The organism is Aphanizomenon flos-aquae FACHB-1287 (assembly GCF_014698755.1).
Classification (GTDB): Bacteria; Cyanobacteriota; Cyanobacteriia; order Cyanobacteriales; family Nostocaceae; genus Dolichospermum; species Dolichospermum flosaquae.
Genome location: NZ_JACJTO010000039.1, coordinates 1 through 22,639 on the forward strand (window position 1 = coordinate 1; position 22,639 = coordinate 22,639).

The following is a 22,639-nucleotide window of genomic DNA, read 5'->3' on the forward strand; positions in this document are numbered from 1 at the left end:
TAGGGTATTGCCACGACTCTAAACGGGCGCAGAGACAGAGTAAGACTACCTCGGTAGCATCAGTCTGTGAAGCGTCAAGAATCACCTCGCCTTCAGGCAGGTGAGTATGTCAATATGTGTTGCCATTATTTACCAAAAGAAAACAATTGTAGAGAATTTCTTCGCCAGATAATTACCAAAAGATTAGTCAATAAACAGGTGACAGCGAGGGATAATAAAATATAAGTTGGCGGCATAACTACACCAATCATAAACCAAGTATAAACGTGCAGCATCATGATACTAGCAAATGTACAGGCCAATCCTATCGATATCCATACCTGACTCATGGGACGATTTAGAAATGCGAGGATAATTGTTAATAAAGTGGTCAAGATATTAGCTGGAACAAGAAAGGCACAAATGCCTATACAGTTGTTTCGAGAAAATTCGGTTAAGGTGTGGAAATCTAACATTAATTTTTGGGGATAATTGTAGGTTCTTATTATTAATTTCTATTATAAATAATACATTACTAAAGTTATAGTACCTCACAAATGAGTCAATACACCATTTATGTTACATTTTTTAAAGAATTAGCCCTCTTCTTCTAAATTTTTAAGTAGTCAGGAGTGGAGGAGAATTATCAAATCATGATTTAACAAGCATTCTGACTCCTGACTCCTGAATTTTTGCAGATTAACCCATCAAAATCACAGTATCAATAACGTGAATCATGCCATTATCAGCATCAATATCCGCTGCCAAAACTGTGGCATTTTTTACCTCAAAACCATGATCACAATTAACTTTAATAGGAGAACCTTCCACAGAAGTGACTGTACCTAGTTTCGCTAAATCATCTTTTGTTAACTTGCCAGCTACGACGTGATAGGTTAAAATTCGTGCTAACTGGGGAATGTTTTGTAATAAAGTTGTAATTGTGCCTGGGGGTAACTTAGCAAAAGCGTCATCAGTTGGTGCAAACACAGTGAATGGACCAGGACTTTTCAATGTTTCCACTAACCCAGCAGCTTGGACTGCTGCAACTAATGTTTTGAAGGCATCATTACTAACTGCAATATCAACAATATCAGCCATTGACTTTACCTCGTATCTACCAAAGGTTCTAAAAAATAGTAAATCATGTTTAAGTTTTATAAATTACAATTCTGATAAAATATATTTTGATGATTTTCTGAATATTTTTTTATACATACAATGGATAAACGCACTGATGTAATCTTGGAAATCGGCGCATTAGATAGAAGTTAGACTCAAGCTTTGCTTATTCTCTGGGAAAAAACAGACAAATAAACCATTCCTATAGTTGTTATTTAAGGGGATAAAGCAAAGAAAAAACCTTTACCCCTATGGAGGATGTTGGGAAAATCAGCCCAGGCAAATCTATTGATTAGACAACATTTTCCTTTACTAATCGTTGGTCAGATGCTACTGACAAAAGTTCTTCTACAATATCCCAAGCTGCTGCACATTCACGAGAAGAATCGCCCTTAGTTGCACAAATTGTTCTCGCTTCTTCTCGTGCAACTTCTATTTCGTCCTCGATAAAGATGCGTTTGGGATTTTCGAACAAATCACTTTTTCTGAGGATATCCGTAATTGAGATGATTCCTAATAGCTTACCTTTAATTACAGGGGCACGACGGATGCCTGTATTGGCAAATAAGCGGGCTACATACTCCACACCAAGCTCAGGGTTGACGACAATACAAGGTTTGGTCATAATTTCATAAACTCGCACTTGTTTAGAGTCTTTACCATAGGCTGCAATTTTATAAACAATATCAGTTTCGGTAATCATGCCATAGGGATCATTTTCTGTACGAGGTTCGACAATTAAAGAACGTAAACCCTTAGATTTCATTAAATCTACGGCTTCGGCTACGGTTGCTGAACCACGAATTGTAATCACTTCTGTGGTCATTATGTCTTCTGCTTTCATCATGGTGAAAATCCTGAAAGTAATGAGTATGAATCTGTGGGAGATTGACTTGGGAAATGTCTAAATATAGAGCAGAATAAAATAGACTCACTGACTGTCAATATTTCCTGCTCACACATCTCTAGAGATACATTAGATGTAGTTAACGGTTTAAAATTACTTGGTATTCCTGGTGCGTAAGCTTCAATTACACTACCATCCAGAGAGCGTATTACCATCAGGTAGTCACAAACTGGACACTCTGTACGGATAATTTGATTCATCAAAGAATGCTTGTGAGCTAGTTTTCCATCAGTTAAAAACTGACGTTTTGCTTCACTACCGCAATTAGGACATGGAAATATATACGCTCTCTGCATGGAGAAACCCCCTCAAGAAGGTGAAAGTATTTTGTCTAAAGCTGTGGTGAATTTATCATAAGCAGCTACCCCGACAACTGTTTCTGATAATTCACCATTCTTGAAAAACATAACTGCGGGAATACTGCGAATACCGTACTCTTTGGCAACGCTTTGATTTTCGCCGTCACCAACATCTAATTTGACTACTTTTACCTGATTCTTGTATTCTTCGGCCAGTTTATCCATTAAAGGAGCAACCATTCTACAAGGTCCGCACCAACTCGCCGTACAGTCCATAACAAATAATTCTTTTGCCTCTAAAAATGATTCAAATTCTGATTTTTTGATATATGGAACAAGGGTTTCATTCGGACTTTCAGAAGTAGCCATAGGTTTCTCCGGTAAAAATTTAAATTGGTGATTATTTGGGTGGGAAATGGGAATTTTTCAAGTATGGGGAAGAATGTCCATTAGTTAATACTTAACTAGTAACGAGCGATATTTGAGATATCATGTTCATAGAGGTAATTGAATTCTGAAAACTATGGCAACTGGAAAATCAAAAGACTCTTACTCTTACCTGTGGGAAAAGCTAGACCAAGCCAGAAAAGCGAAAGCTGCCAGTGGCGGCTATGCCGGCTATGGTTCACCTGCTTTTGGTCAACAGTCAGTTGGTGGTGAACTGGTGGAGAATCCATCTGAACAACAGATTATTGAATTAATTCGCCGTCACCACAAGTCAGGAAAATCACTTCCACAAATTGCTGCGTGGCTGAACCAGCAAGGATATACAACCAAGCGAGGCAGTCAGTGGCAACCTGTATCAGTTAAAAGGGTTTTAGACAGGCTCTATGGTAAAATACAAAGAATTTCCGGTATGGATGAAGATTGATGTACACATTTGGCTCTGATTTAGAACCACAAAGTAAAAATGTCTTTTTTACCCCTACTGCGATAGATAACCCCGAATTTTAGCCCATATTTACCTTTTGATGATTCAATCCTTTATATAGAAACTGTTTCCCCCCTTTCATCCTTTACATCCCTCGTATTGTACCTGAAATTTATAGAAAATAATATGTATATGACAAAAAACTTTACAAAACTTTATAAATTAACTTCATCGGCTATTGTCAAATATGGAAATTGATGACCCACTCATTGGCGTTCCTTGCTTAGAAGATGCGATAGATAAGCGTCCGCTGGTTGTTACACCGAATACTTCCCTAATTGATGTTGTCAATTTAATGAATCAGACGCGAGGTAATAGTTGTTTCTTACCTGATTTTGATTCAGAAATGGGTTTTAGTTCCATGCAAGGTACGCGGTCAAGTTGTATTTTAGTTATAGAAGAAAACAGATTACTGGGCATTTTCACTGAAAGAGATGTTGTTAAACTTACAGCAATGGGTAGAGATTTTACTGGAGTGAAAATAGCTGATGTCATGATACATCCAGTAATAACCTTAGTGGAAACTTCATTTCGGGATATTTTTGCGGCACTGTTTTTATTTAGACGATATCGGATTCGTCACTTGGTAATAGTCAATGAAGAGAAAGAAGTAGTAGGAATTATCTCCCCGGAGAGTATTAGACAAGTTTTGCGCCCTACCAACTTACTGAAAATGCGGCGGGTATCAGAAGTCATGACAAACCAGGTAATTCATGCAGCACCCACAGCCTCCGTACTCAGCTTGGCGCAGATGATGGCACAATATCAAGTTAGTTGCGTGGTGATAACGAAAAGTGGTTCTGGGAATGATGCTGAATCCGCTTGTAAACCAGTAGGAATTGTTACAGAAAGAGACATAGTACAATTTCAAGCATTGGGCTTAAATTTATCGGAAATTCAAGCAAAAACAGTGATGAGTACACCCTTGTCTTTGCTGAGTCCAGACGACTCCTTATGTTTTGCTCATCAAGAAATGCAAAGGCGACGAGTGCGGCGATTGGTTGTATCCTGGGATTGGGGGTCAAAGTTGGCTATTGTGACTCAAACCAGTTTATTGCGGATATTTGACCCATTGGAGATGTATAGAGTCATGGAAACGTTACAATTAACTGTAGCTCAATTGGAAACCGAGAAAGCTAAATATTTACAGGATCAAAATAAATCCCAAGAATTAGAAGGTATAGTTGCTGATGAAAATTTAGATAACTTGATTACTACCGTTGAAAGCCGGATAGAACATTTGATCAAAAATCCTGATTTATCCAAAGAATTACAGCAAATGTATTTAGGTTTAGCGACAACGGAGATCCAGAAAATCCGTCATTGTCTTTATAGCTGAAAAATTCTCAGATCATGAATTTTTAATATAGCGATTCTCATGCTTGTGAGGTACAAAGTTTTTTAGTTTTAGGAAACAGTGATTGTATATCATTAGAATGGGAAACAATATAAATGACAAATTACATCTATATAAACGGGAAATAATAGGAAAGTAATAGAAGGAAAATATATGCAATATCGTCGTTTTGGTAAAACTAATTTATATCTTTCTATTTTTTCTCTAGGAACAATGCGCTATTTAACTAATAGCGAAAATGTCCAAAAGACGATTGAAAAAGCTTTATCTTTAGGAATTAATCATTTAGAAACTGCTAGGGGTTATGGTGACAGCGAAATATATCTAGGAAAAGCCATCAAAACTGGTTTATCTGTACCTCGTCATCAACTTTATATTACTACCAAAATTCCCCCCACACCTGACGCTGACACCATGGGTAGGTATATTGATGAATCTTTAAATCGGTTAAATTTAGATTATTTAGATTGTTTAGGAATTCATGGATTAAATACTTGGCAACATTTAGAATGGATACAAGCCAAAAACGGTTGTATGCAAGCTATACAGGAAGCTGTAAATGATGGAAGAGTGCGACATATTGGTTTTTCTACCCACGCTTCATTAGATATAATTTTAGCAGCTATAAATACAGAATTTTTTGAATTTATTAATCTCCATTATTACTATTTTTTCCAACATAATGCCCCCATAATTCAGTTAGCAACAGAGAAAGATATGGGTATTTTTATTATTTCTCCTGCTGATAAAGGGGGAAAATTATATAATCCTCCCGAAACCTTAAAAGAACTATGTTATCCATTCACACCATTAGATTTAAATTATCGGTTTCTGCTCAGTGACAACCGCATTACCACCTTGAGTATAGGACCTGGAAAACCGGAAGAGTTAGTAATATCTCCAGAACTTTTTGAACATGAAAACGAATTAACAGAAGCCGAAATTGCTATTTTTGAAAAATTAGAAAATCAGCAAAATAATCTTTTGTTAACTGATAAATGTAGTCAATGTTATGCTTGTTTACCTTGCCCGGAAAATATTCATATTCCCGAAGTTTTAAGATTACGAAATTTAGCCGTAGCTTACAATATGACAGATTATGGAGAATATCGTTATGGAATGTTTGAAAATGCCGGTCATTGGTTTCCAGGTATGAAAGCCAACCGTTGTACAGAATGTGGTGATTGTTTGCCCAAATGTCCAGAAAATTTAGATATTCCCGCTTTATTAAAAGATACTCATGAGCAATTACAAGGGAAAGCAGGAAGAAGATTGTGGGGATAAATCCAAAATCTAAAATCTAAAATTCTTTAACTCTGACCTCTTCAACTTCTGCCAATGTTTCCAGAGTTAGGGGTGTGGATTGACTTGCACCAGAGAGAAGTTTTAAAAGATTAGGACGGGCATCATATAATAGATAGATAATGCGATCGCCTGCAGCCCACTCCTGACTTGCTGAAATTACCTGTAGACGGTCTTCTCGTTCCAATAATAGTGGCACTAAAATCCCGTCTCGAATTTTTTCTTGTATATGTTCTTGTTGAGAATCAAATTCTGTGGCATTTAGTGTAGTTGTTCCTAACTTCACCTGTCCATTCACCAAATATTCATTCCAAGTTTTTACCGATAAATCAGAAACAAAAGCTTGTTCAACTTTACTATTAACAAAAGGAGAACCTTGAGGATGACGAGGGAATACAGATAAAACACAGGGGGGATTAAATTCCTCAGCAGCCCGTTGTGCTAAGACAAAATTCACCTCACCATTACTTGTAATAGCTAAAAAAGTCCCCATAGAACCAATCCCAGCTTCCTCCAATATTTCTTGATCCAAAGCACTACTAATAATCACCCGCAGATTCTGGGCTTCAGCTTGAGCGATATTTGCCGGGTCAGTGTCAATCATCACCACACTTTCGCCCCTTTCTTGAAAAAAGCGGGCAATTAATAAACCCAAGGGATTACAACCAACAATTACCGCCCCAGTTGCGTCTTTAGAGGTAATTCGTAACCATTTAACTAGCCACCCAGCGGTTAACCCTTGACAAAAAACCGTCATGATAATTGTCAAAAAGACTAAGGCTTTAATTGAGTCACCACCATTAATGCCCCGCTGCGTCAATAAAATCGCAAATAAAGAAGCCATAGAGGCCGAGACTATACCTCTAGGTGCAACCCAACTTAAAAACAATTTCTGTCGCCAATTTAGATCACTATTCCAAGTACACAAAATAATGTTAATGGGCCGAACCACAAACATTAAAACCAAAACAGTTAATAAACTCCCCCAACCTAAAGCCAACACACTGGCAATAGATAAATCAGCCGCTAAAAGGATGAATAAAACAGAAACGCTGAGAATTGTGAGTTGATTTTTAAAGCTTCGCAATAAACGTTCTTCTGGAACTGAAGAATTGGCAAATACCGCTCCAGCTACTACCGTGGTCATAATTCCCGATTCACTGCGGATCATTTGCGCTAGGGTAAATAATGCCCATAACACTGCCAGTACAACCAGATTTTTCAGTTCAAAGGAGATGAAATTGGCGCGTTTGAACATCCAACTCATTAAATACCCACCAATGCCACCTATGCCCGCACCCACAGCGAAACGTAACATTAGACCAACAATAGCATTAACCGGGTCCGTATCACCGTTTAAAATTGTATCCAGGACAACGTAAGCCAGAATAGCTCCCACTGGATCTATTAAAATCCCTTCGCCTTCTAACAACGTTGCTACCTGTCTATCTACATTAATTTGTTGAATTAATGGACCAATTACAGTGGGTCCGGTAACAACAACAATAGACGCATAAAGCAAGGCTATATTCCAAGGAAATTCACCTAACCAGTGAGCAGCGAGACTGCCCCCCAGCAGGGTGATTAGTGTCCCCAGGGTAACTAGTAGCTGGAGACTGAGGGAAACTTTGCCCAACTCCTGTCGATCTAACTTGAGTCCACCTTCAAACAAAATGATTGCCGTTGCCAGGGAAACAATGACTTCTAATCCTGTGCCTAGCAAATGCGGTTGTAATAGTCCCAGTCCGTCTTTACCTAAAAGAATGCCTAATAGGAGCAGTAAGACGATGCTGGGCAATTTGAAATATGCAGCCATTACCTGGGAGCTAATGCCTGCGAAAACAGTGATCACCATCTGGAGGGTGATTTCAAAAGATGCTTCCATATTGTAGATTTTGAGCCATTAATTTCAAAATCCTTTCTAAAGAATCATAAATATTAAGTTTACAGGAATACCCGGTAAGCGTAAAGCCCAGGGGCTAAAGCCTCTGATGGTGTCAAAGGAATCTGGTGCCAAGTATGAACGCCCTCTAGTAGAAATCAAAAATCCCCAAATAATTTATTTTTCTTGGCAAAAGCCCGAAATATGCCCCCGCAGCAGACTTTCTACCTCTTTCGACTGCTGCAAAAAAAAATTTCCCCAAACCTGTTGACATTCTCAAAACAATCCGCTATATTGTTAAAAGTGAAGAGAAACAAGCCCCCATCGTCTAGAGGCCTAGGACACCTCCCTTTCACGGAGGTAACAGGGATTCGAATTCCCTTGGGGGTATTATAAAAGGGATAGGAAAAGCGAAAATCTTTTTCTATCCCTTTAATTTTTGGAACATCTAGGGAATTTAGTTTTGTAAGACTATTGCTTCTACGGGTTGCTAACGTATTGCTAAGGGAATGATTTGCAAATCTTTACCAATTGATATTTTCAGTGTCATCATTTGAGGGGTAGAAAGGAAATAGCCGAAAATTGCCCTCAAAATCTGATAAGTTAAGTGATATGGAACACAAGCGCGTTAATATATTAAAGCAAATACCTCCACAAAAGGGGGAAAATGGTACAGAAAATAGAACCACAGCAAAAGAAACTCACAGAAGTTCTGATAATTTAAGCACAATTATTAGAAAACAATTAATTATACAAAACTTAAATTTTATTTATGTTATATGATAGCAAAATCTAAAAAATTTCGGTGGCAAAAACCTAAATATTCAGCTTTATCTCGAAAAATAGACATTTTCATAGCTGCGGGTAGATTTATGTTATGTCTTTGGTGGGATAGTATTTTTCATCGAGATTCTTTAGAACATCAGAAAAACCGCGCTACTTGGTTTGTTAATATTTTAATTGATTTAGGTCCGACTTTTATTAAAATTGGTCAAACTTTGTCAACCCGTGCGGATTTATTACCTTTAGAATATATAGAGGCTTTGGGAACTTTACAGGATCAAGTTCCGGCTTTTAATAGTCAAGAAGCAATTAATATGATTGAATTGGAATTAGGTAAACCTGTACAATTTATCTATAAAAAATTTGAATTTAATCCTTTAGCTGCTGCTAGTTTAGGTCAAGTTCATAAAGCTACATTATACACTAGTGAAGAAGTGGTTGTTAAAGTACAACGTCCGGGTTTAGAGGCTTTATTTAATTTAGATTTTAAGATATTATTGCAGTTAATTAAGTTTTGTAATAAATATTTTGTTGGACTGAGAAAGTATAATTTAGAATTAATTTATGATGAATTTTTTAATTTGTTGTTTCAAGAAATTGATTATATTCAAGAGGGCAAAAATTCTGATAAATTTAGGGAGAATTTTCATGGATATCCGCGAATTATTGTCCCTAAAGTATATTGGCAATATACCACAACTAAGATATTAACTTTAGAATATAGACCGGGAATTAAAATTAATGATAAAGCTGCTTTAGAAGCCTGTGGAATTAATATTAATAAGGTAAATGAAACGGGTATTTGTTGTTATTTAAAACAACTATTACAAGATGGATTTTTTCAAGTTGATCCCCATCCAGGGAATATGGCAGTCAATGCAGATGGTAGTATTATATTCTACGATTTTGGGATGATGGCAGAAATCAGAACCTTGGATAAAGAGCAGATGATTAAAACTTTTTTTGCTGTGTTAAAAAAGGATAGTGATGAGGTAGTAAATACTCTCATGAGTATGGGATTACTTGAACCTATCCCGGATATGACTCCAGTGAGAAGATTAATCACATTTTTATTAGATAAATTCACTAATAAACCTTTAGATATTAAAGCATTAACTGAAGTAAAAAGCGAACTTTATGAAATGTTTGAACAGCAACCATTTCGTTTACCTGCTCAAATGACATTTATTTTAAAAGCTTTAACCACATTAGATGGTATTGCTAGGACTTTAGATCCTAATTATAATCCTACAGCATCAGCCCAAGCATTTGTTAAAAGTTTAGCAGTAGCAAAGGGTAAAGGTAATACTATTGCTCAATTAAGTCATCAAGCTAGGGATTTTATCCAATATCAACTGACAAAACCAAATAAAACCGAAGTTTTGGTGAAGAATTTAGTAGAAAGAGTTGAAAGGGGAGAGATACAATTAAGAGTTAAAAATATTGAAAGCGAGCGCGTATTAAGACAAATTTATTTAGCGATAAAAACCTTAATTTATGCTTTTTTAACAGGATTTAGTGTGTTGACGGGATTAATTCTGATGATTGCTAATTATCATAATTGGGCGATCGCAATTTTTTGTGTATGTAGTTTTTGTTTGTATTTATTAGTTAAATCCCTCATGAAATTAGCCGTTATAGAGAAAATAGAAAAAATGGGTAAAAAGTAATTAAGGATTTATCTCTCTTCTGTCACTCTGCAACACCACAAGCTACAGATTATTTTTTGCTCTCCTTTGATTCCAAGGTTCATTTATTTTTGGGATTAGCTATTTTTAACTATAAATAAATACTCCATGTCCACAGTAGCAAATTCCTAATTGCTGAGGCATTTGGTAGCTTATGAACAAGTAGACATGGGATAAATGGATTTCACAGAAAAATTTACCTATTGAACATTTCTTTAAACATACTACACTTGTATTACTATCCTAGCTATACCCATAAGGAGAAAAACCATGCAGACCATCACACGCACCCCAACAACTGATATGGAAGTTACTAGTATTCGTCTAGAACGGGAACTCAAGGAGAAACTCAAAGATATCGCTGGAAATCAGGGATATCAATCTCTAATTCGGGATATCCTCTGGAATTATATCCAACAGAAATCAGGTGCGTGGAAACCCCGATTTTCTAAATCTGATATTCGCGCTAGTATTAATGCCATAGCTGAACAAGAGGAGCGTTGTGCCCTCACAGGTAAATTAATTGAATCACGACAGCCAATGTTATTAGGATTGACGAGGAATGGTGATATAATTCCTCTAAGTCTTCAGAGTTTGGACAATTAGTCGCCGTTTATAATCTCAAAATAACTTAGTATAATGGGGTTAACCGTATTTAACTGCAAGATAAATACCTAACCCCATAATAATTTAACAGCAAGGCCGAGTAACGTTGAAATTACTCCATATATTTTGCATTCCGACCCCCGGCCAAATTCCTTATAGCCAGGGGTAAGATAGAGAATCTAATTAAGCATGACGTTGACTGACTAAAACCTGATGAGAATATTCAAAATCATTATTAGTAATTCTGATATCAGCAGGATCTGTCTGTCCTTGCGCTCGGAAACGGCGAATAGCTTCTACAGCAGCTTGATTGCAGAGCAATACTAAATCAGCGCCATTCCAACCTTCTGTGACTTCAGACCAATATGTTAAATTCACATCTAATAATGGTCGTCCCTCAGTGTAGACCCGCAAAATATCTAAACGACTGGCCAAATCAGGCAAATCTACCTTAAGTTGTAAATCCAACCTACCCGCCCGTAATAACGCTGGGTCAAGAGCATCAGGACGGTTTGTCGCCCCAATAACCAGAATACTTGCACCGACCTCTACACCATCCAACTCAGTTAATAATTGCCCTACTACCCGGTTACTTACACCAGAATCACCGCTGTAAGTTCCCCTTGCGGGAGCTAAGGTATCAATTTCATCAATGAATATGACACAGGGTTCTGCTTGTCGAGCCTTAGCAAATAATTCCCGCACTGCTTGTTCACTAGCGCCCACCCAACGGGTCAGTAATTCCGGTCCATTGACACCAATAAAATTAGCTCTGGCCTGGGAAGCTACAGCCTTGGCTAATAAAGTTTTACCAGTTCCCGGTGGACCCCATAACAAAATCCCCTTAGGAGCTATAGCCTTAGTTTGTAGATAAAGTTCTGGATAAAGTAGAGCCCCTTCTACAGATTCTCGCAGAGTTTGCTTAATATTCTCTAAACCACCAATATCATCCCAAGCAACTTGGGGAACTTCAACTTCCACACTGCGAAGTACAGCCGGTTTGATTTCCTTTAGTCCCTGTAAAAAATCAGTTTGAGTAACCGTCATGTTTTCTGGAGCTTGCACCTCTATTGAAGGAACTTGACGACGGAGGGCGCTATAAGCCGCCTTTTGACAAACGGCCTTCAAATCAGCCCCCACAAATCCCACCGCCCGCTCGGCGATAAAATCGAGGTCAACGGTGTTATCCAAGGGCATAGAACGGGTGAGAATTTGCAGAATTTCTTTGCGGCCGTTGATATCAGGAATGCGAAACTGAACTTCCCGGTCAAATCGTCCTGGTCTTCGTAGGGCAGGGTCAAGGTGGTCAGGGCGGTTGGTAGCCGCGAGAACAATCACCCCTGGGCTATGGGAAAAACCATCCATTAAGCCTAATAATTGGGCAACCAGACGCTTTTCAACTTCCCCTTCTACGGCGCTGCGGTCTGGGGCGAGGCTATCAATTTCGTCAATAAAAATAATACAAGGAGCATTTTTAGCGGCTTTTTCAAAGATACCGCGCAATCTTTGTTCCGCTTCACCGTAATATTTACTGATGACTTCAGGCCCAACAATAGCAATGTAGTTAACGCCCAGTTCCTCTGCTAGAGCGCGGGCGGTGAGGGTTTTGCCCGTTCCTGGAGGACCAACTAATAATACGCCGTGGGTGGGTTCTAGTCCTAATTTAGCTAGTAGGTCAGGGCGTTTTAAAGGAATAGCAACCAGTTCTTTGAGTTCTTTGACAATTTCGCTCAGTCCACCGATATCTTTAAGAGCAATACCTGAAGTAGGATCGGGGGGAACAACTGGATCTGAGGGACCTGCACCTGCTGCTGGGGGAGCTTGAGTATTCATCCGACTTGTACCCACATCATTACCCATACTGCCCATGTTACCCCCCATATTACTAGTACGGGGCATATTTCCTGTTCTGGGAATACTGCTTAGGGGTCGGGAGTTAAACTGGACATTGGTCTTGATTTCTCCGTTTTCTGCTTTTTCTTCCAGAGCTTTCACCAGTTCCACTAACTGCTCAAATCCCTTGAATAAATTTTCACTCATCAGATTCCTCCAAAAATTGACTCTAAAAAACCATTGTTTCTTGGCTACATTATCCACTTAAAACAAAAGATCCGCAGCAACTTTAATTCTGGCAATGGGTTCGACAGATCTAGGTAAGTTAGGTAAGCGAATAATTGTTTGCTGTGAAAACAAGCTACTCTCAATCTCTACATCTTCAGTGTAGCGATTTTGCACCACATAACGCTGTTGAATTCCTATAGTTTTTAGAGATTCTGTTAAACGAATGTGTTCAGCTATAATTGCTGATTCAGCCTGAATTACACCCACAAATTGCGTATGCTTTGGGTTTTTTAATTTCTTCTGAGCTTTGACCACTTGTTGGCGCAGACTTCGCAACCGTCCAATAAAATCAACTCGACCCAAGACATTCTGATATTTCATCCACAATTTAAAGATCCAAGATAACCAATCTCCTAATGCAGTTGGCATTTCCAAAAATTGCAGAAGATGGCCTGTGGGCGCTGTATCTAGAATAATCAAATCTTGTTGGCTGCTGTCTAATAAATCCATAATCGTGATTAGGGATAGCATCTCATCAATACCTGGTAAAGCTTGAGACATAATTTGCCGCCAAGCCTCTGGAAGATAAGCAATATTTATAGTTGTATCTGTTTCTGTCCCTTCACCACTAATCATATCCGCTAATTCCCATAGGTAATCGGCACGAAATTGATCTAATATTTTCTCAGCATCAATTTCTTGTCCAGTTAAATTAGGAGCTAATAATTTCGGTTCATGTCCTAATTTTTCACCAAAAGCATCTCCCAAGGAATGAGCAGGATCTATAGAAATTACGCGAATATTTTTATCAGGATAACGATTAGCAAAAGCCCAGGCCATGGACGCTGATACTGTGGTTTTACCAACTCCTCCTTTGCCACCAACAACAATTAGTTGACAACCTTCCGCTACAAAGTCAGTAAAGCTAGGTGGAATCTTAGTCGGCCATTGAATTAGTGGTGCAGCAGCGAGTTCCACATGATCAATAGATTGAATTTGTGCTGCTAGATTGTCTAATGCAACTCCACCTAATGGCGCGAATTGCTGTTGTGGGACTATGAGAACGGGTTTATTTTGGGAAATTTTTAAGAATTTATTGATAAAGTTTTGCTGTTCTGCATAGCGGTCTGGTTCTACATTTGAATGTGCCAAAATTCGATTTATTACTATTCCTCCATAGGGAACTTTTAAGGTTTCTAAACTTTCGATAAATCGCTCAGTTTCGGCAAAACACATAGGTTCAGAAATAGCGACAACTATACAAGCTGTAAATTTATCATCTTGTAGTAGTCGTCTACCTTCTGCTAATTGAAATTTCAGGTCAGCTAAAAAGTCATCAACTTCATCAAGAACATAACTTTGTCTTGTCAAAGTTTCTGTAATTACCTGATGCTTTTTTTCAAATAACTCTAATGAATTTAAAATCACATCTAAAAAATCTTCCAATCGCAACAGGTTTAAAGCATGACCAGAAGGAGCCATATCAACCACTATGCGATCTACTTTTTTTTCAAACAGTAGACGTTGGATTTCTAGTAACCCCATTAATTCATTTAAACCAGGCCAGTTCAAATCCCAAACTGGCGCTAAATCTTGTCCGTCAGCTAAACTTCCTCGCTCAACCAGTAGTTCTAAAAATTGGCTATATTTGGACTTAAATTCTAAGAGTAGTTTTTCAGCATCTAAAGCCTGAACACTTAAATTAGGCAAATCTGGTAATGGTGAAGCATAATCTTTCACTTCTGTCAGTAATACATCTCCTAAGGAATGTGCCGGATCTGTAGACAGCAACAAAATTGTTTCTTCAGGGAACTGTTTTGCCCAATGACGAGCAAAACTGCAAGAAGTGGTAGTTTTACCAACTCCACCCTTGCCGCTAAACATAACTAAATTAAGTGAGTCGTAATGGTTCATAATAAAGTTAAAAAATTCACTAAAAGACTAATAGATAATCATTCAATAAAGTGGTAAGGAGGAAGACTATCTCCCAAAATTAAATCCCACCGTGGACAAGCTTTTTGCCAATTTAAAAATTGTTCTAAAAGCAAGTTTTTATCTTGACCACTAACCAAAAGATAAATTCGCACTTCCTCCTCTTGTTCTTGAATCACAACGGGTAATTGATTAACTTTGGTGATTAAATCAATAAGATATTGTTTTTCTTTTGCTTGAGCTATAAGGAAGTTATTTTGGTTTTGATAGCGTTGCTTTTTAGCTAGGAAATAATCCTTACCTCCCCCCTCAGATGGTACTTCTTCTATGATCCGTGGGATCAATTTTAAAGTAAATTCGTTTTTACCATTAATCTTTTCTAGCTTTTCTTGGTACTCTTGTTTATGGGATTTTAGATGATTTAGCAGATTATTTACGGAAGTAAAATAAGTTCCAAAACGTAATGGTAAAACCGTAATTTGCTTAAAAAGTTCACAAATCACTCGATCATGAGCTAAAGCCATTTTGATAATTTTTTCATCATTATTTTGGAATGATTCTAACAATATCCCCGGCTCGACAATAGCCGCAAGTTCATTACCATTAATTAGCACTACTTGATTAGCAGCACCCTGTGGCAAAATCAAGGGAGAGCTAGGTATTTCTAAAAAAGCATAAGTGTAGAGATTTTCTAATTCCATATATTTCACCTAGATAAAAATATTTGCTGTTACGAAGTATTTAAAGTTCATATTCATTAAAATCAGAGCTAAATTTTTTTCCAGATAATTTGGGGATTTACAATCACAAAAACTTGGTTATAATGATAAAAATATTTTCAGGTATCTTTCATGAAAACAGTTATTAATCGCAGTATTAGTGTAGCTAAAATTAGCACAATGCCTCGTCCTAAGTCTGATGCGTCAAGTCAGTTGGATCTTTATAAAATGGTGACAGAGAAACAACGTATTCAGCGAGATATGTCTTCCATAAAAGAGAAAATGGGTTTACTTCAACAACGCTTAGATATCCTCAATGAACAAATAGAAGCGACAGAAAAAACTATTCATAAATTCCGTCAACCTCACTCCAATACTTCTCAAAATATAGCCCGTTCAAGTATTTTTGTTGAGTCGAATAATTACCAAACTTTTGAGGTTGAATATTAGAAGCCAACGTCTTGATAAATGCGGTAAAGTATGAACACATCTTCTAAATTAACCCGCGAAAGCGGGTTTTCTATAGTCAGTTTCAACTTTACCCCATTGCAGGTAAATTAGGTACAAACCACAAAACCTTGTACTTAAAGGGTTTTACTAAAGCTGCTGCAATACACTTAGATTACAACCCTGCTCAAGAAAGGCTAGGAGTTTCTTAACTTTTCAATAATCAAATAGGATTCCTATGGGATCATTTATCATTACCGTTTCTCAAGAGTTTTAAATGTAAAAAAAGGTAGTTTACTTACCCCTATTTATACTAAGGTAGCGAAACAAGATCTTGATCTTGTTCAGCTTCTAATTCTAAGCGTGCTTCCTCTTGTTCAGCTTCTAGTTCTAAGCGTGCTTCCTCTTCTAGAGCTTGAATTTTTAAAAGAATCTCTTCTTCTTGAATCTCGAATTCCTCCTCACCAATTTCGCCAATATCAAAGGAAAGTTGCAAGCTTAATAATTGTTTATGCAAATTTTCCTGAGCATCAAACTCAGTATTAGTCCGCTCTTGGATTTTTTCCGCAATCCAGACAACTCCATTCAGTGGGCCCATGATTGGTAGTAGTAACAGTTTCGTCAACATCGTCATAACTCCTATGAATCAAGCAGAGCAAATGTATAGGGAGCAGTAAAATTGTTGTAGCGAATACGTAAGCGATCACCAAATTTCTGATCAATCATTTCGACACGCTCACCAAATTCAGATTCACTTTCCCAAGGAATCAAAAAGGCTGCATTGTAAATCATTTCCTCTGTCATAGTATCATTGACTACAATCTCTTGAGCCAAAGGGTCTAGTTCACTAGAGAAAGCTTGAATTACAGCTTGTTTGCGGGCTAATAAATTACTTTCAATTAATTGTCCAATTTGAATCACTTCCTCCATACTCAACTTTTTACCTTCCATGTTGTCGCGCTGCTGCTTCAACTCCTGATGAGACTCCATCATGTTTTGTAATTCCGCTTTAGCATCCCAAAAAACTTTAATGCTAACCTCTCTTTTCCCTGCCAATTTTTGAAACAATTGATTTAATTGATCCTTATGGGGATTAATCAGTTGACTCATGATGGTTTCCCAATCTTTAACCACTAATCCAAACCGCAGGGGGAGAAGAACACGATAACCCTCGTGCATTGTTTGTTCTAAAACTCTTTCATGAGCTAACAAATTACGACGAGAGGCCAAATATTTTTCTTGAAGAGCCTCTGAATATAAAAAACAAAACCCATCAACTACTTCACTATGAACAGGTTGTTTGTCCAATCCTTCAAGAACAAGAGTTTCAGGAATCTTGTCTGGGAAAATACCGTACAAATAAAGACCAGTAATCATAAGCTGTAAAAAGATCAAATCTAAATTTATGATTGATAAATTAGTATTAAATTGGTTTTGAAGTCAAAACCAACCGTAATTTAGCGTGAATAAGATCGATTTGAGCGATACCCAAATCTATCTCACCATCTACAACAATTCCCGTGTTTAAAAGTCGATCTAATAGCTCTAGTACCGAAGGACGACTACTGGGTTGACCTGGATAATAAGAACCGGAAGATGGCAAAAGGGTCCCAACATCTCCCAAATTTATATTTAAATCTGCGGGGTCAACGTCAAACGTCTTACATAAATGTAAAATTTGTTCTTCTAATTTTTGCAGACTATCTGCAGCCCGCTCTAAGTCAGGTTCACTCAGTAAATCCTCTTCCATGCGCCGAATTACTTGAGCTTCCATCAACTGGCGCACCAATTCCAATACAGTCAAAAGTAAAGGAGCTAAACCCGCCTCATTCTTGGCTTTAGCAGGAATAGTTAGTGAATTATTTAAGTTTTCAGCAGGAGTGCAAACCATGTTCATGATGCAACCTCAAGTTTTAAATGTCTCTGATCAAATTTGACTATTAAATTTTCCAGACTTTCAGTTTCTATTGAATGTAGATCATAGTTTAGATTAGACATCAATTGCTGGATCTACGGGTGATGAACCTTCTTCAATGGTTTCAGACTGAAAATCCAGAATTTCCACTGTTGAATCTACAGGTGATGAAATTTCTTCAACGGTTTCAGACTGAAAATCAAGAACCTCCATTGTTGAATCTAAGGGTGATGAACCTTCTTCAACGGTTTCAGACTGAAAATCCAGAATTTCCATTGTTGTGTTTAGATATGGTGAAGTTTCTCCACCGTTTTCAGACCGAAAATCCAGAACTTCAATCGGTGTATCTGGCGATGGAATTTCTTCAGCCGTTTGACGCAAATCATCCCCAATATCTGCTGATAAGGGGATATTCTCCTCCACACTAGAAGAAGTCAGTAAATTTAGCTTTGCCTCTAGGCTCTCTAGACGATGCTGAAGCTGTTGATTTTCTTCAACCAACCGTTGAGCCTTAGTGCTCAGATAGGGATCGCTTTCCCACCAATTGATGCCCATTTCCTTGGCTTTGTCCACGGAGGAAATCAACAAGCGAATCCGAATATGTATAAGTTCTGTGGAAGCTATAGATATAGAAATATCACCAGCAATCACAATGCCCTTATCTAAAACCCTTTCGAGAATGTCCGCTAAAGTCGAACCTTGGGTAGATGTGTTAATAGCTCGACTTGAGTTAGTATTAGGACGCGTTGGCAGCATTGGGGTAGAAGTCACAAGCAATTCAACTCTTGAATGTTATAGGGATCATACCTGATTTTACAAACCAAATATCACTGCTCTAAAGAAAATAAACCACTAGTTATTATTGGGTGATACCCATCAATACTTGTGTCAATTTCCCAAACACAGTTCTGAAACCCAATCAAATCATTACGACATCATAGGGTTTCAGGGTCTTGGCGAAGGTATTGACCCATCTGCTCAATATTATATCAAATTATTGAGTAGAAAAACTGGCAAATTAAAGTGTTCATTCCCCAGCGACTAACATTTCTGATTGAGCAATGATCAACTTTGCTAGTTGCTCTAGTGGTCACTTACCTAGATTGATCTCATCACCCCCCCGTCGGGTAAGTGAGAGACTTATACTTTATAACCTAATTCGCTTGATCAGCCAATTGTTGGGATGTAAATTGGGAATTGTCAGTCAAAAAAACATTGTCTCCCGTGACTCTATTATTTAATATCTCAAGTTCTTCAGCTGAGAATTTATCCAGTAACTCCAAGAAAATGTTCGTTGATTCGCTTATAGATAGATGAGAGCGGTTGAACAGAATATCTATAGCAATATCTGGAAAATCTAAACTTTCTGTTGTCACCGGAATATTATTATCCGCACAGACCTTAGCAATCATTAGACAAGACCGTAAGCCAGAAGTTTTCTCCGCTCCAGTCGCCAGACGAAATGATTTAACTAACCGTACTATGAAGTTAGCCGATTCTCGGTCTATATTTGTTTTCTGAATTAATATCTCTGTTTGAGTGATCTCATCTGGTTCTGGCATACTAATAGTCACCAATCTATCCATCAAAGCGTCTTGGGTTGAGTGAACTCCCGCATACTCTTCTGGATTTGATGTAAAAATCACCCGAAATTGAGGATTAACACTTAAGTATTCTGGCTGATTGCTGCTAGGAGGAAGACTGAGAATTTTTTCTTCTAATGCTGACAGCAAGACGTTATTAACTTCAGGACGTGAACGGTTAAATTCATCATAAACTAAGGTGAAACCTTCACGACAAGCTAAGGTTAATCGGGAATCAACCCAATTTTGCTTAAACTCATCCTCAAGTTTAACAACACTATGGATATAGTTATCTAGTACCTTCTTGTGGGTGTAACCAGATTCACTACCAATCAAATCTGAACTCTTAAATTGGTCGTCTCCAAACAGCATCATAACTGGTCTGTCCAGGCAATTAGCCAAGTGCATGGCTAAGGTTGTTTTCCCTGTACCTGCAGGTCCGCGTAAGTGAATAGGAAACCCTGATTTGAGATAACGTAGTGCCCTAATTGCCACTCGCTCAATAGCAGGTGTAACTACAAATTGACCTGGACGAAGACGAAGAACGGCTCTTTTGTGATTAACCTTGGTAGCAGTCATAAGTTGAAGATAGTAAAAAAAAGTTTATGTTTGTGCCGATACTGCTAAACTTGCATTTGTAAACAAAGCACAAAGTCTAGTTTAACAAGAGTATTAGCATTAATGCTAGGCTGATTTTCTATGTTAATAAATACAGAGTATAAATATAGACAACGAAAACTTCACGCCAAGACTGATTGTTGTTGAATTTTATTAACTACCCCCTTGTCTTACCAGTTGTGTAACTGGAATATCAGGGGGTTTTGCTATGTGTACCTATTGTCCAACTGGAATACAGGAACTAAGAGCATTTATTAACCAAAGATACTCACAAACAAATCCTGACGGAATTTAAGGAGAGACTCTTTCTGTTCCAGAGCTTGAGCAACTCTTGCTTTGTTTGTTTCTGACAAGAACTGCTCAGTTTTTTCTTGAAGATCCTTATAGAAGGCTAACAATTCTTGAGCTTGTTTTTCAGCTTGAGCCATTCTTGCTTGGGCTGTTTCTGATAAAAACTCTTGGCTTGTTTCTTGAAGATTCTTGTGGAATGCTAACAGTTCTTGAGCTTGTTTTTCAGCTTGAGCCATTCTTGCTTGGGCTGTTTCTGATAAAAACTGTTGACTTGTTTCCCGAAGATCCTTATAGAAGGCTAACAATTCTTGAGCTTGTTTTTCAGCTTGAGCAATTCTTGCTTGGGTTGTCTCTGATAAAGACTCTTTGCTTGTTTCTTGAAGATTTTTGTGGAACGTTTGCAGTTCTTGAGCTTGTTTTTCAGCTTGCTCTTGTCTTTTCGCTGTTGTGACGGACAAGAATTCTTGAGTACCAAGAGATAGTTCAGCCACTTTCTCAGCTATTGACTGATGCTCTTGCCGGATTTTTGCCATTAAAGAAATCATGAAGTTCTCCAAAAAAAATAGTAAATTAGCCCAGACCTACTAGAAATCGCTTCCCTAGGTACTACATTTCAAGGATTCGTACTTTTTTGTAATATACTTTGAGAAACGTTGATTTAAAAAAAGTAGAACTAATATCAGGATTAATAAATCCTGATATTCTGGAACTTGCTAATTAAGCAGGTACTGCTGCTGATTGGGTTAAACCAACTGCTTCAGCATACTTCAAGTAGGTTTCTACAGAAGCGATAACGATACGAGCTTCGATAGCTAGTAATTCAACACCAACTAAGGAAACACGAACCCAAGCGTCAATAACGATACCTTTGTCGAGGATTCTATCAATAACTTCTGCCAAGCTGGAGGAAGAATTGGTTTTTTCAACTGCCATTTTCTTAAGTCCTTTTTATTTATTGCCGGAAATTGGGGAAATGATGAGAATAACTAACCTAAATAGAGTAGCGGTTATTCTCTAACTTATTAAATTGCTAATTAAGCAGGTACTGCTGCTGATTGGGTTAAACCAACTGCTTCAGCATACTTCAAGTAGGTTTCTACAGAAGCGATAACGATACGAGCTTCGATAGCTAGTAATTCAACACCAACTAAGGAAACACGAACCCAAGCGTCAATAACGATACCTTTGTCAAGGATTCTATCAATAACTTCTGCCAAGCTGGAGGAAGAATTGGTTTTTTCAACTGCCATTTTCTTAAGTCCCTGTTGTTAGTTTTGTTACCTTTGATTAAGCAATTTGCTTAACCTTTAAACAAGTTATCATCGAATCCTCAGGATGTAAAGAAAAAATTGGTCAAGAAATGTGAAGTTTTATGAGTAGACAAAAATGATACGAATTTGAAATACAAAATATACATGATTGACAGGCTGTCAAACTTGACAGATATGGTTAATATTTTTATATTTGCTTAAAGATTATTGAAAAAGTTAGTCAAGAAGAAAATTATAGTATTAAGGCTTGTCTATTACACATTATTAATATTTATTATTGCTTAAATTATTGCTGTGTAAGGGTTTTAGTTGTATAAAGCTAATGCTAAAATATGATCTATCAGCAAATTTTAAGTGGTGAAATCAATCTAAAATTCACCATTGTAAAGATATATTTGAGTGTCTAGAAGGCATATTACGTATTTTGTTTATTTTGTTCAACCAGCAGAAATTGCGTGAACTTCGGCAACTTATTTGACATAGTAAAAGTTACATGGTTGCGTATAAATACTAAAAATAATTATGTAGACAGAGAAAATATGGTTATGTAACGAAAACTAGACTAGTTGATTATGACTACTTCAATCAAATTCCTGTAGATGAATTAAAATTGTGTATGGATTTTATTTTTTTAACTCAAAAATTATGACTACAGAAGGGACTCCTGCTAATATTTCCCAGGCAGCTTTAGCGACCTTGGTGGATGCTCTTGTTAAAAAAGGTCATCCACGTCAATATGCTGAAGCGATGGCGACTTCAATTATTTTTCAGACTGATTTAGATTTGCGGAATGCTCAGATGGCCAATCTATTAGGCTGGCTGAAACAGGAGCATAATGATATCTATGCTTCGGCGTTGGATGTAGTTGGAAAAACTGCTGAAGAATTTGAACGTCGAGTTCAAAAGGGTTAAGCACATAGACTCAATATAAAAAGATGGGGGAAAA

General features: G+C 37.5%; 24 protein-coding genes and 1 tRNA gene. 8 read left to right on the forward strand and 17 right to left on the reverse strand.

Annotation, left to right across the window (positions count from 1 at the left end):
- Positions 1-125: 125 nt before the first annotated feature.
- The 5 genes from H6G44_RS16115 to trxA all read right to left on the reverse strand — a co-directional run bounded on the left by H6G44_RS16115 (position 126) and on the right by trxA (position 2,676).
- Positions 126-455 (reverse strand): hypothetical protein, encoded by a 330-nt coding sequence (locus H6G44_RS16115; protein ID WP_190387997.1) that lies wholly within the window; start codon positions 453-455, stop codon positions 126-128.
- A gap of 223 nt (positions 456-678) precedes the next feature.
- The gene (locus H6G44_RS16120) at positions 679-1,080 is read right to left on the reverse strand and encodes a fasciclin domain-containing protein (RefSeq protein WP_190387996.1); all 402 of its coding nucleotides are present in this window, start codon (positions 1,078-1,080) and stop codon (positions 679-681) included.
- Between the two features lie 313 nt (positions 1,081-1,393).
- Entirely contained in the window at positions 1,394-1,948 is a 555-nt protein-coding gene (locus tag H6G44_RS16125) for a CBS domain-containing protein (protein WP_190387995.1), read from the reverse strand.
- Positions 1,945-2,304, reverse strand: a complete 360-nt coding sequence (locus H6G44_RS20675) for a hypothetical protein (protein ID WP_313885309.1) — start codon at positions 2,302-2,304, stop codon at positions 1,945-1,947. Before H6G44_RS20675 ends, H6G44_RS16125 begins: the two co-directional genes overlap by 4 nt.
- A 12-nt stretch (positions 2,305-2,316) precedes the next feature.
- Positions 2,317-2,676, reverse strand: coding sequence for a thioredoxin (gene trxA, locus H6G44_RS16135; RefSeq protein WP_190387994.1), 360 nt, complete (start codon positions 2,674-2,676; stop codon positions 2,317-2,319).
- Between the two features lie 154 nt (positions 2,677-2,830).
- Between trxA and H6G44_RS16140 the strand changes: the two genes are divergently transcribed.
- From H6G44_RS16140 to H6G44_RS16150, 3 genes are all read left to right on the forward strand, one after another.
- Entirely contained in the window at positions 2,831-3,178 is a 348-nt protein-coding gene (locus H6G44_RS16140) for a recombinase family protein (RefSeq protein WP_190387993.1), read from the forward strand.
- A gap of 247 nt (positions 3,179-3,425) precedes the next feature.
- Positions 3,426-4,577 (forward strand): CBS domain-containing protein, encoded by a 1,152-nt coding sequence (locus H6G44_RS16145; RefSeq protein WP_190387992.1) that lies wholly within the window; start codon positions 3,426-3,428, stop codon positions 4,575-4,577.
- A 171-nt stretch (positions 4,578-4,748) separates the two neighbouring features.
- Positions 4,749-5,879, forward strand: coding sequence for an aldo/keto reductase (locus H6G44_RS16150; RefSeq protein WP_190387991.1), 1,131 nt, complete (start codon positions 4,749-4,751; stop codon positions 5,877-5,879).
- A 16-nt stretch (positions 5,880-5,895) separates the two neighbouring features.
- On the opposite strand, the gene H6G44_RS16155 is transcribed toward H6G44_RS16150, so the two are convergent.
- Positions 5,896-7,782, reverse strand: coding sequence for a cation:proton antiporter (locus H6G44_RS16155; RefSeq protein WP_190387990.1), 1,887 nt, complete (start codon positions 7,780-7,782; stop codon positions 5,896-5,898).
- A gap of 314 nt (positions 7,783-8,096) precedes the next feature.
- Here H6G44_RS16155 and H6G44_RS16160 point away from each other — a divergent pair.
- From H6G44_RS16160 to H6G44_RS16170, 3 genes are all read left to right on the forward strand, one after another.
- Positions 8,097-8,169: transfer RNA gene (locus tag H6G44_RS16160), tRNA-Glu, on the forward strand.
- A 389-nt stretch (positions 8,170-8,558) separates the two neighbouring features.
- The gene (locus H6G44_RS16165; protein WP_190387989.1) at positions 8,559-10,232 is read left to right on the forward strand and encodes an ABC1 kinase family protein; all 1,674 of its coding nucleotides are present in this window, start codon (positions 8,559-8,561) and stop codon (positions 10,230-10,232) included.
- 288 nt (positions 10,233-10,520) lie between these two features.
- Complete coding sequence (locus tag H6G44_RS16170; protein ID WP_190387988.1) at positions 10,521-10,856, forward strand: ribbon-helix-helix domain-containing protein; 336 nt, start codon at positions 10,521-10,523, stop codon at positions 10,854-10,856.
- Positions 10,857-11,039: 183 nt separating this feature from the next.
- Here the strand turns inward: H6G44_RS16170 and H6G44_RS16175 are convergent, their stop codons facing one another.
- Genes H6G44_RS16175 through H6G44_RS16185 form a run of 3 tightly spaced genes read right to left on the reverse strand, consistent with a single transcriptional unit; the run spans position 11,040 to position 15,550 of the window.
- Complete coding sequence (locus H6G44_RS16175) at positions 11,040-12,896, reverse strand: AAA family ATPase (protein ID WP_190387987.1); 1,857 nt, start codon at positions 12,894-12,896, stop codon at positions 11,040-11,042.
- A 57-nt stretch (positions 12,897-12,953) separates the two neighbouring features.
- Positions 12,954-14,831 (reverse strand): ArsA family ATPase, encoded by a 1,878-nt coding sequence (locus tag H6G44_RS16180; protein WP_190387986.1) that lies wholly within the window; start codon positions 14,829-14,831, stop codon positions 12,954-12,956.
- Between the two features lie 38 nt (positions 14,832-14,869).
- Positions 14,870-15,550, reverse strand: a complete 681-nt coding sequence (locus H6G44_RS16185) for a GvpL/GvpF family gas vesicle protein (protein ID WP_190387985.1) — start codon at positions 15,548-15,550, stop codon at positions 14,870-14,872.
- Positions 15,551-15,700: 150 nt separating this feature from the next.
- Here H6G44_RS16185 and H6G44_RS16190 point away from each other — a divergent pair, with 150 nt between their 5' ends.
- Positions 15,701-16,018, forward strand: coding sequence for a gas vesicle protein (locus H6G44_RS16190; protein WP_190387984.1), 318 nt, complete (start codon positions 15,701-15,703; stop codon positions 16,016-16,018).
- Between the two features lie 310 nt (positions 16,019-16,328).
- Here H6G44_RS16190 and H6G44_RS16195 read toward each other — a convergent pair whose 3' ends face one another.
- The 8 genes from H6G44_RS16195 to gvpA (H6G44_RS16230) all read right to left on the reverse strand — a co-directional run bounded on the left by H6G44_RS16195 (position 16,329) and on the right by gvpA (H6G44_RS16230) (position 21,672).
- Positions 16,329-16,643: a gas vesicle protein GvpG gene (locus H6G44_RS16195; RefSeq protein ID WP_190387983.1), complete on the reverse strand. Its 315-nt coding sequence runs from the start codon at positions 16,641-16,643 to the stop codon at positions 16,329-16,331.
- Positions 16,644-16,654: 11 nt separating this feature from the next.
- Positions 16,655-17,392, reverse strand: a complete 738-nt coding sequence (gene gvpF / locus H6G44_RS16200) for a gas vesicle protein GvpF (RefSeq protein ID WP_190387982.1) — start codon at positions 17,390-17,392, stop codon at positions 16,655-16,657.
- A 46-nt stretch (positions 17,393-17,438) separates the two neighbouring features.
- Positions 17,439-17,906 (reverse strand): gas vesicle protein K, encoded by a 468-nt coding sequence (locus H6G44_RS16205; protein WP_199291880.1) that lies wholly within the window; start codon positions 17,904-17,906, stop codon positions 17,439-17,441.
- A gap of 99 nt (positions 17,907-18,005) precedes the next feature.
- The gene (locus H6G44_RS20395; RefSeq protein ID WP_313885310.1) at positions 18,006-18,701 is read right to left on the reverse strand and encodes a gas vesicle protein; all 696 of its coding nucleotides are present in this window, start codon (positions 18,699-18,701) and stop codon (positions 18,006-18,008) included.
- 383 nt (positions 18,702-19,084) lie between these two features.
- The gene (gvpN, locus tag H6G44_RS16215) at positions 19,085-20,092 is read right to left on the reverse strand and encodes a gas vesicle protein GvpN (protein ID WP_190387980.1); all 1,008 of its coding nucleotides are present in this window, start codon (positions 20,090-20,092) and stop codon (positions 19,085-19,087) included.
- A gap of 293 nt (positions 20,093-20,385) precedes the next feature.
- Positions 20,386-20,967 carry a gas vesicle protein GvpC gene (gvpC, locus tag H6G44_RS16220; RefSeq protein WP_190387979.1) on the reverse strand — a complete coding sequence of 194 codons (582 nt, stop codon included), beginning with the start codon at positions 20,965-20,967 and terminating at the stop codon, positions 20,386-20,388.
- A 172-nt stretch (positions 20,968-21,139) separates the two neighbouring features.
- Positions 21,140-21,355: a gas vesicle structural protein GvpA gene (gvpA, locus tag H6G44_RS16225; RefSeq protein ID WP_190387978.1), complete on the reverse strand. Its 216-nt coding sequence runs from the start codon at positions 21,353-21,355 to the stop codon at positions 21,140-21,142.
- Positions 21,356-21,456: 101 nt separating this feature from the next.
- Positions 21,457-21,672, reverse strand: a complete 216-nt coding sequence (gene gvpA / locus H6G44_RS16230) for a gas vesicle structural protein GvpA (RefSeq protein ID WP_190387978.1) — start codon at positions 21,670-21,672, stop codon at positions 21,457-21,459.
- A 666-nt stretch (positions 21,673-22,338) separates the two neighbouring features.
- Here gvpA (H6G44_RS16230) and H6G44_RS16235 point away from each other — a divergent pair.
- Complete coding sequence (locus H6G44_RS16235) at positions 22,339-22,605, forward strand: hypothetical protein (RefSeq protein ID WP_190387998.1); 267 nt, start codon at positions 22,339-22,341, stop codon at positions 22,603-22,605.
- The last annotated feature ends 34 nt before the right edge of the window (positions 22,606-22,639 follow it).

Coding starts and splice junctions, on each gene's coding strand:
- H6G44_RS16115 (WP_190387997.1), bottom strand. CDS start 455: ATGTTAGATTTCCACACCTTAACCGAATTTTCTCGAAACAACTGTATA.
- H6G44_RS16120 (WP_190387996.1), bottom strand. CDS start 1,080: ATGGCTGATATTGTTGATATTGCAGTTAGTAATGATGCCTTCAAAACA.
- H6G44_RS16125 (WP_190387995.1), bottom strand. CDS start 1,948: ATGATGAAAGCAGAAGACATAATGACCACAGAAGTGATTACAATTCGT.
- H6G44_RS20675 (WP_313885309.1), bottom strand. CDS start 2,304: ATGCAGAGAGCGTATATATTTCCATGTCCTAATTGCGGTAGTGAAGCA.
- trxA (WP_190387994.1), bottom strand. CDS start 2,676: ATGGCTACTTCTGAAAGTCCGAATGAAACCCTTGTTCCATATATCAAA.
- H6G44_RS16140 (WP_190387993.1), top strand. CDS start 2,831: ATGGCAACTGGAAAATCAAAAGACTCTTACTCTTACCTGTGGGAAAAG.
- H6G44_RS16145 (WP_190387992.1), top strand. CDS start 3,426: ATGGAAATTGATGACCCACTCATTGGCGTTCCTTGCTTAGAAGATGCG.
- H6G44_RS16150 (WP_190387991.1), top strand. CDS start 4,749: ATGCAATATCGTCGTTTTGGTAAAACTAATTTATATCTTTCTATTTTT.
- H6G44_RS16155 (WP_190387990.1), bottom strand. CDS start 7,782: ATGGAAGCATCTTTTGAAATCACCCTCCAGATGGTGATCACTGTTTTC.
- H6G44_RS16165 (WP_190387989.1), top strand. CDS start 8,559: ATGATAGCAAAATCTAAAAAATTTCGGTGGCAAAAACCTAAATATTCA.
- H6G44_RS16170 (WP_190387988.1), top strand. CDS start 10,521: ATGCAGACCATCACACGCACCCCAACAACTGATATGGAAGTTACTAGT.
- H6G44_RS16175 (WP_190387987.1), bottom strand. CDS start 12,896: ATGAGTGAAAATTTATTCAAGGGATTTGAGCAGTTAGTGGAACTGGTG.
- H6G44_RS16180 (WP_190387986.1), bottom strand. CDS start 14,831: ATGAACCATTACGACTCACTTAATTTAGTTATGTTTAGCGGCAAGGGT.
- H6G44_RS16185 (WP_190387985.1), bottom strand. CDS start 15,550: ATGGAATTAGAAAATCTCTACACTTATGCTTTTTTAGAAATACCTAGC.
- H6G44_RS16190 (WP_190387984.1), top strand. CDS start 15,701: ATGAAAACAGTTATTAATCGCAGTATTAGTGTAGCTAAAATTAGCACA.
- H6G44_RS16195 (WP_190387983.1), bottom strand. CDS start 16,643: ATGTTGACGAAACTGTTACTACTACCAATCATGGGCCCACTGAATGGA.
- gvpF (WP_190387982.1), bottom strand. CDS start 17,392: ATGATTACTGGTCTTTATTTGTACGGTATTTTCCCAGACAAGATTCCT.
- H6G44_RS16205 (WP_199291880.1), bottom strand. CDS start 17,906: ATGGTTTGCACTCCTGCTGAAAACTTAAATAATTCACTAACTATTCCT.
- gvpN (WP_190387980.1), bottom strand. CDS start 20,092: ATGACTGCTACCAAGGTTAATCACAAAAGAGCCGTTCTTCGTCTTCGT.
- gvpC (WP_190387979.1), bottom strand. CDS start 20,967: ATGATTTCTTTAATGGCAAAAATCCGGCAAGAGCATCAGTCAATAGCT.
- gvpA (WP_190387978.1), bottom strand. CDS start 21,355: ATGGCAGTTGAAAAAACCAATTCTTCCTCCAGCTTGGCAGAAGTTATT.
- gvpA (WP_190387978.1), bottom strand. CDS start 21,672: ATGGCAGTTGAAAAAACCAATTCTTCCTCCAGCTTGGCAGAAGTTATT.
- H6G44_RS16235 (WP_190387998.1), top strand. CDS start 22,339: ATGACTACAGAAGGGACTCCTGCTAATATTTCCCAGGCAGCTTTAGCG.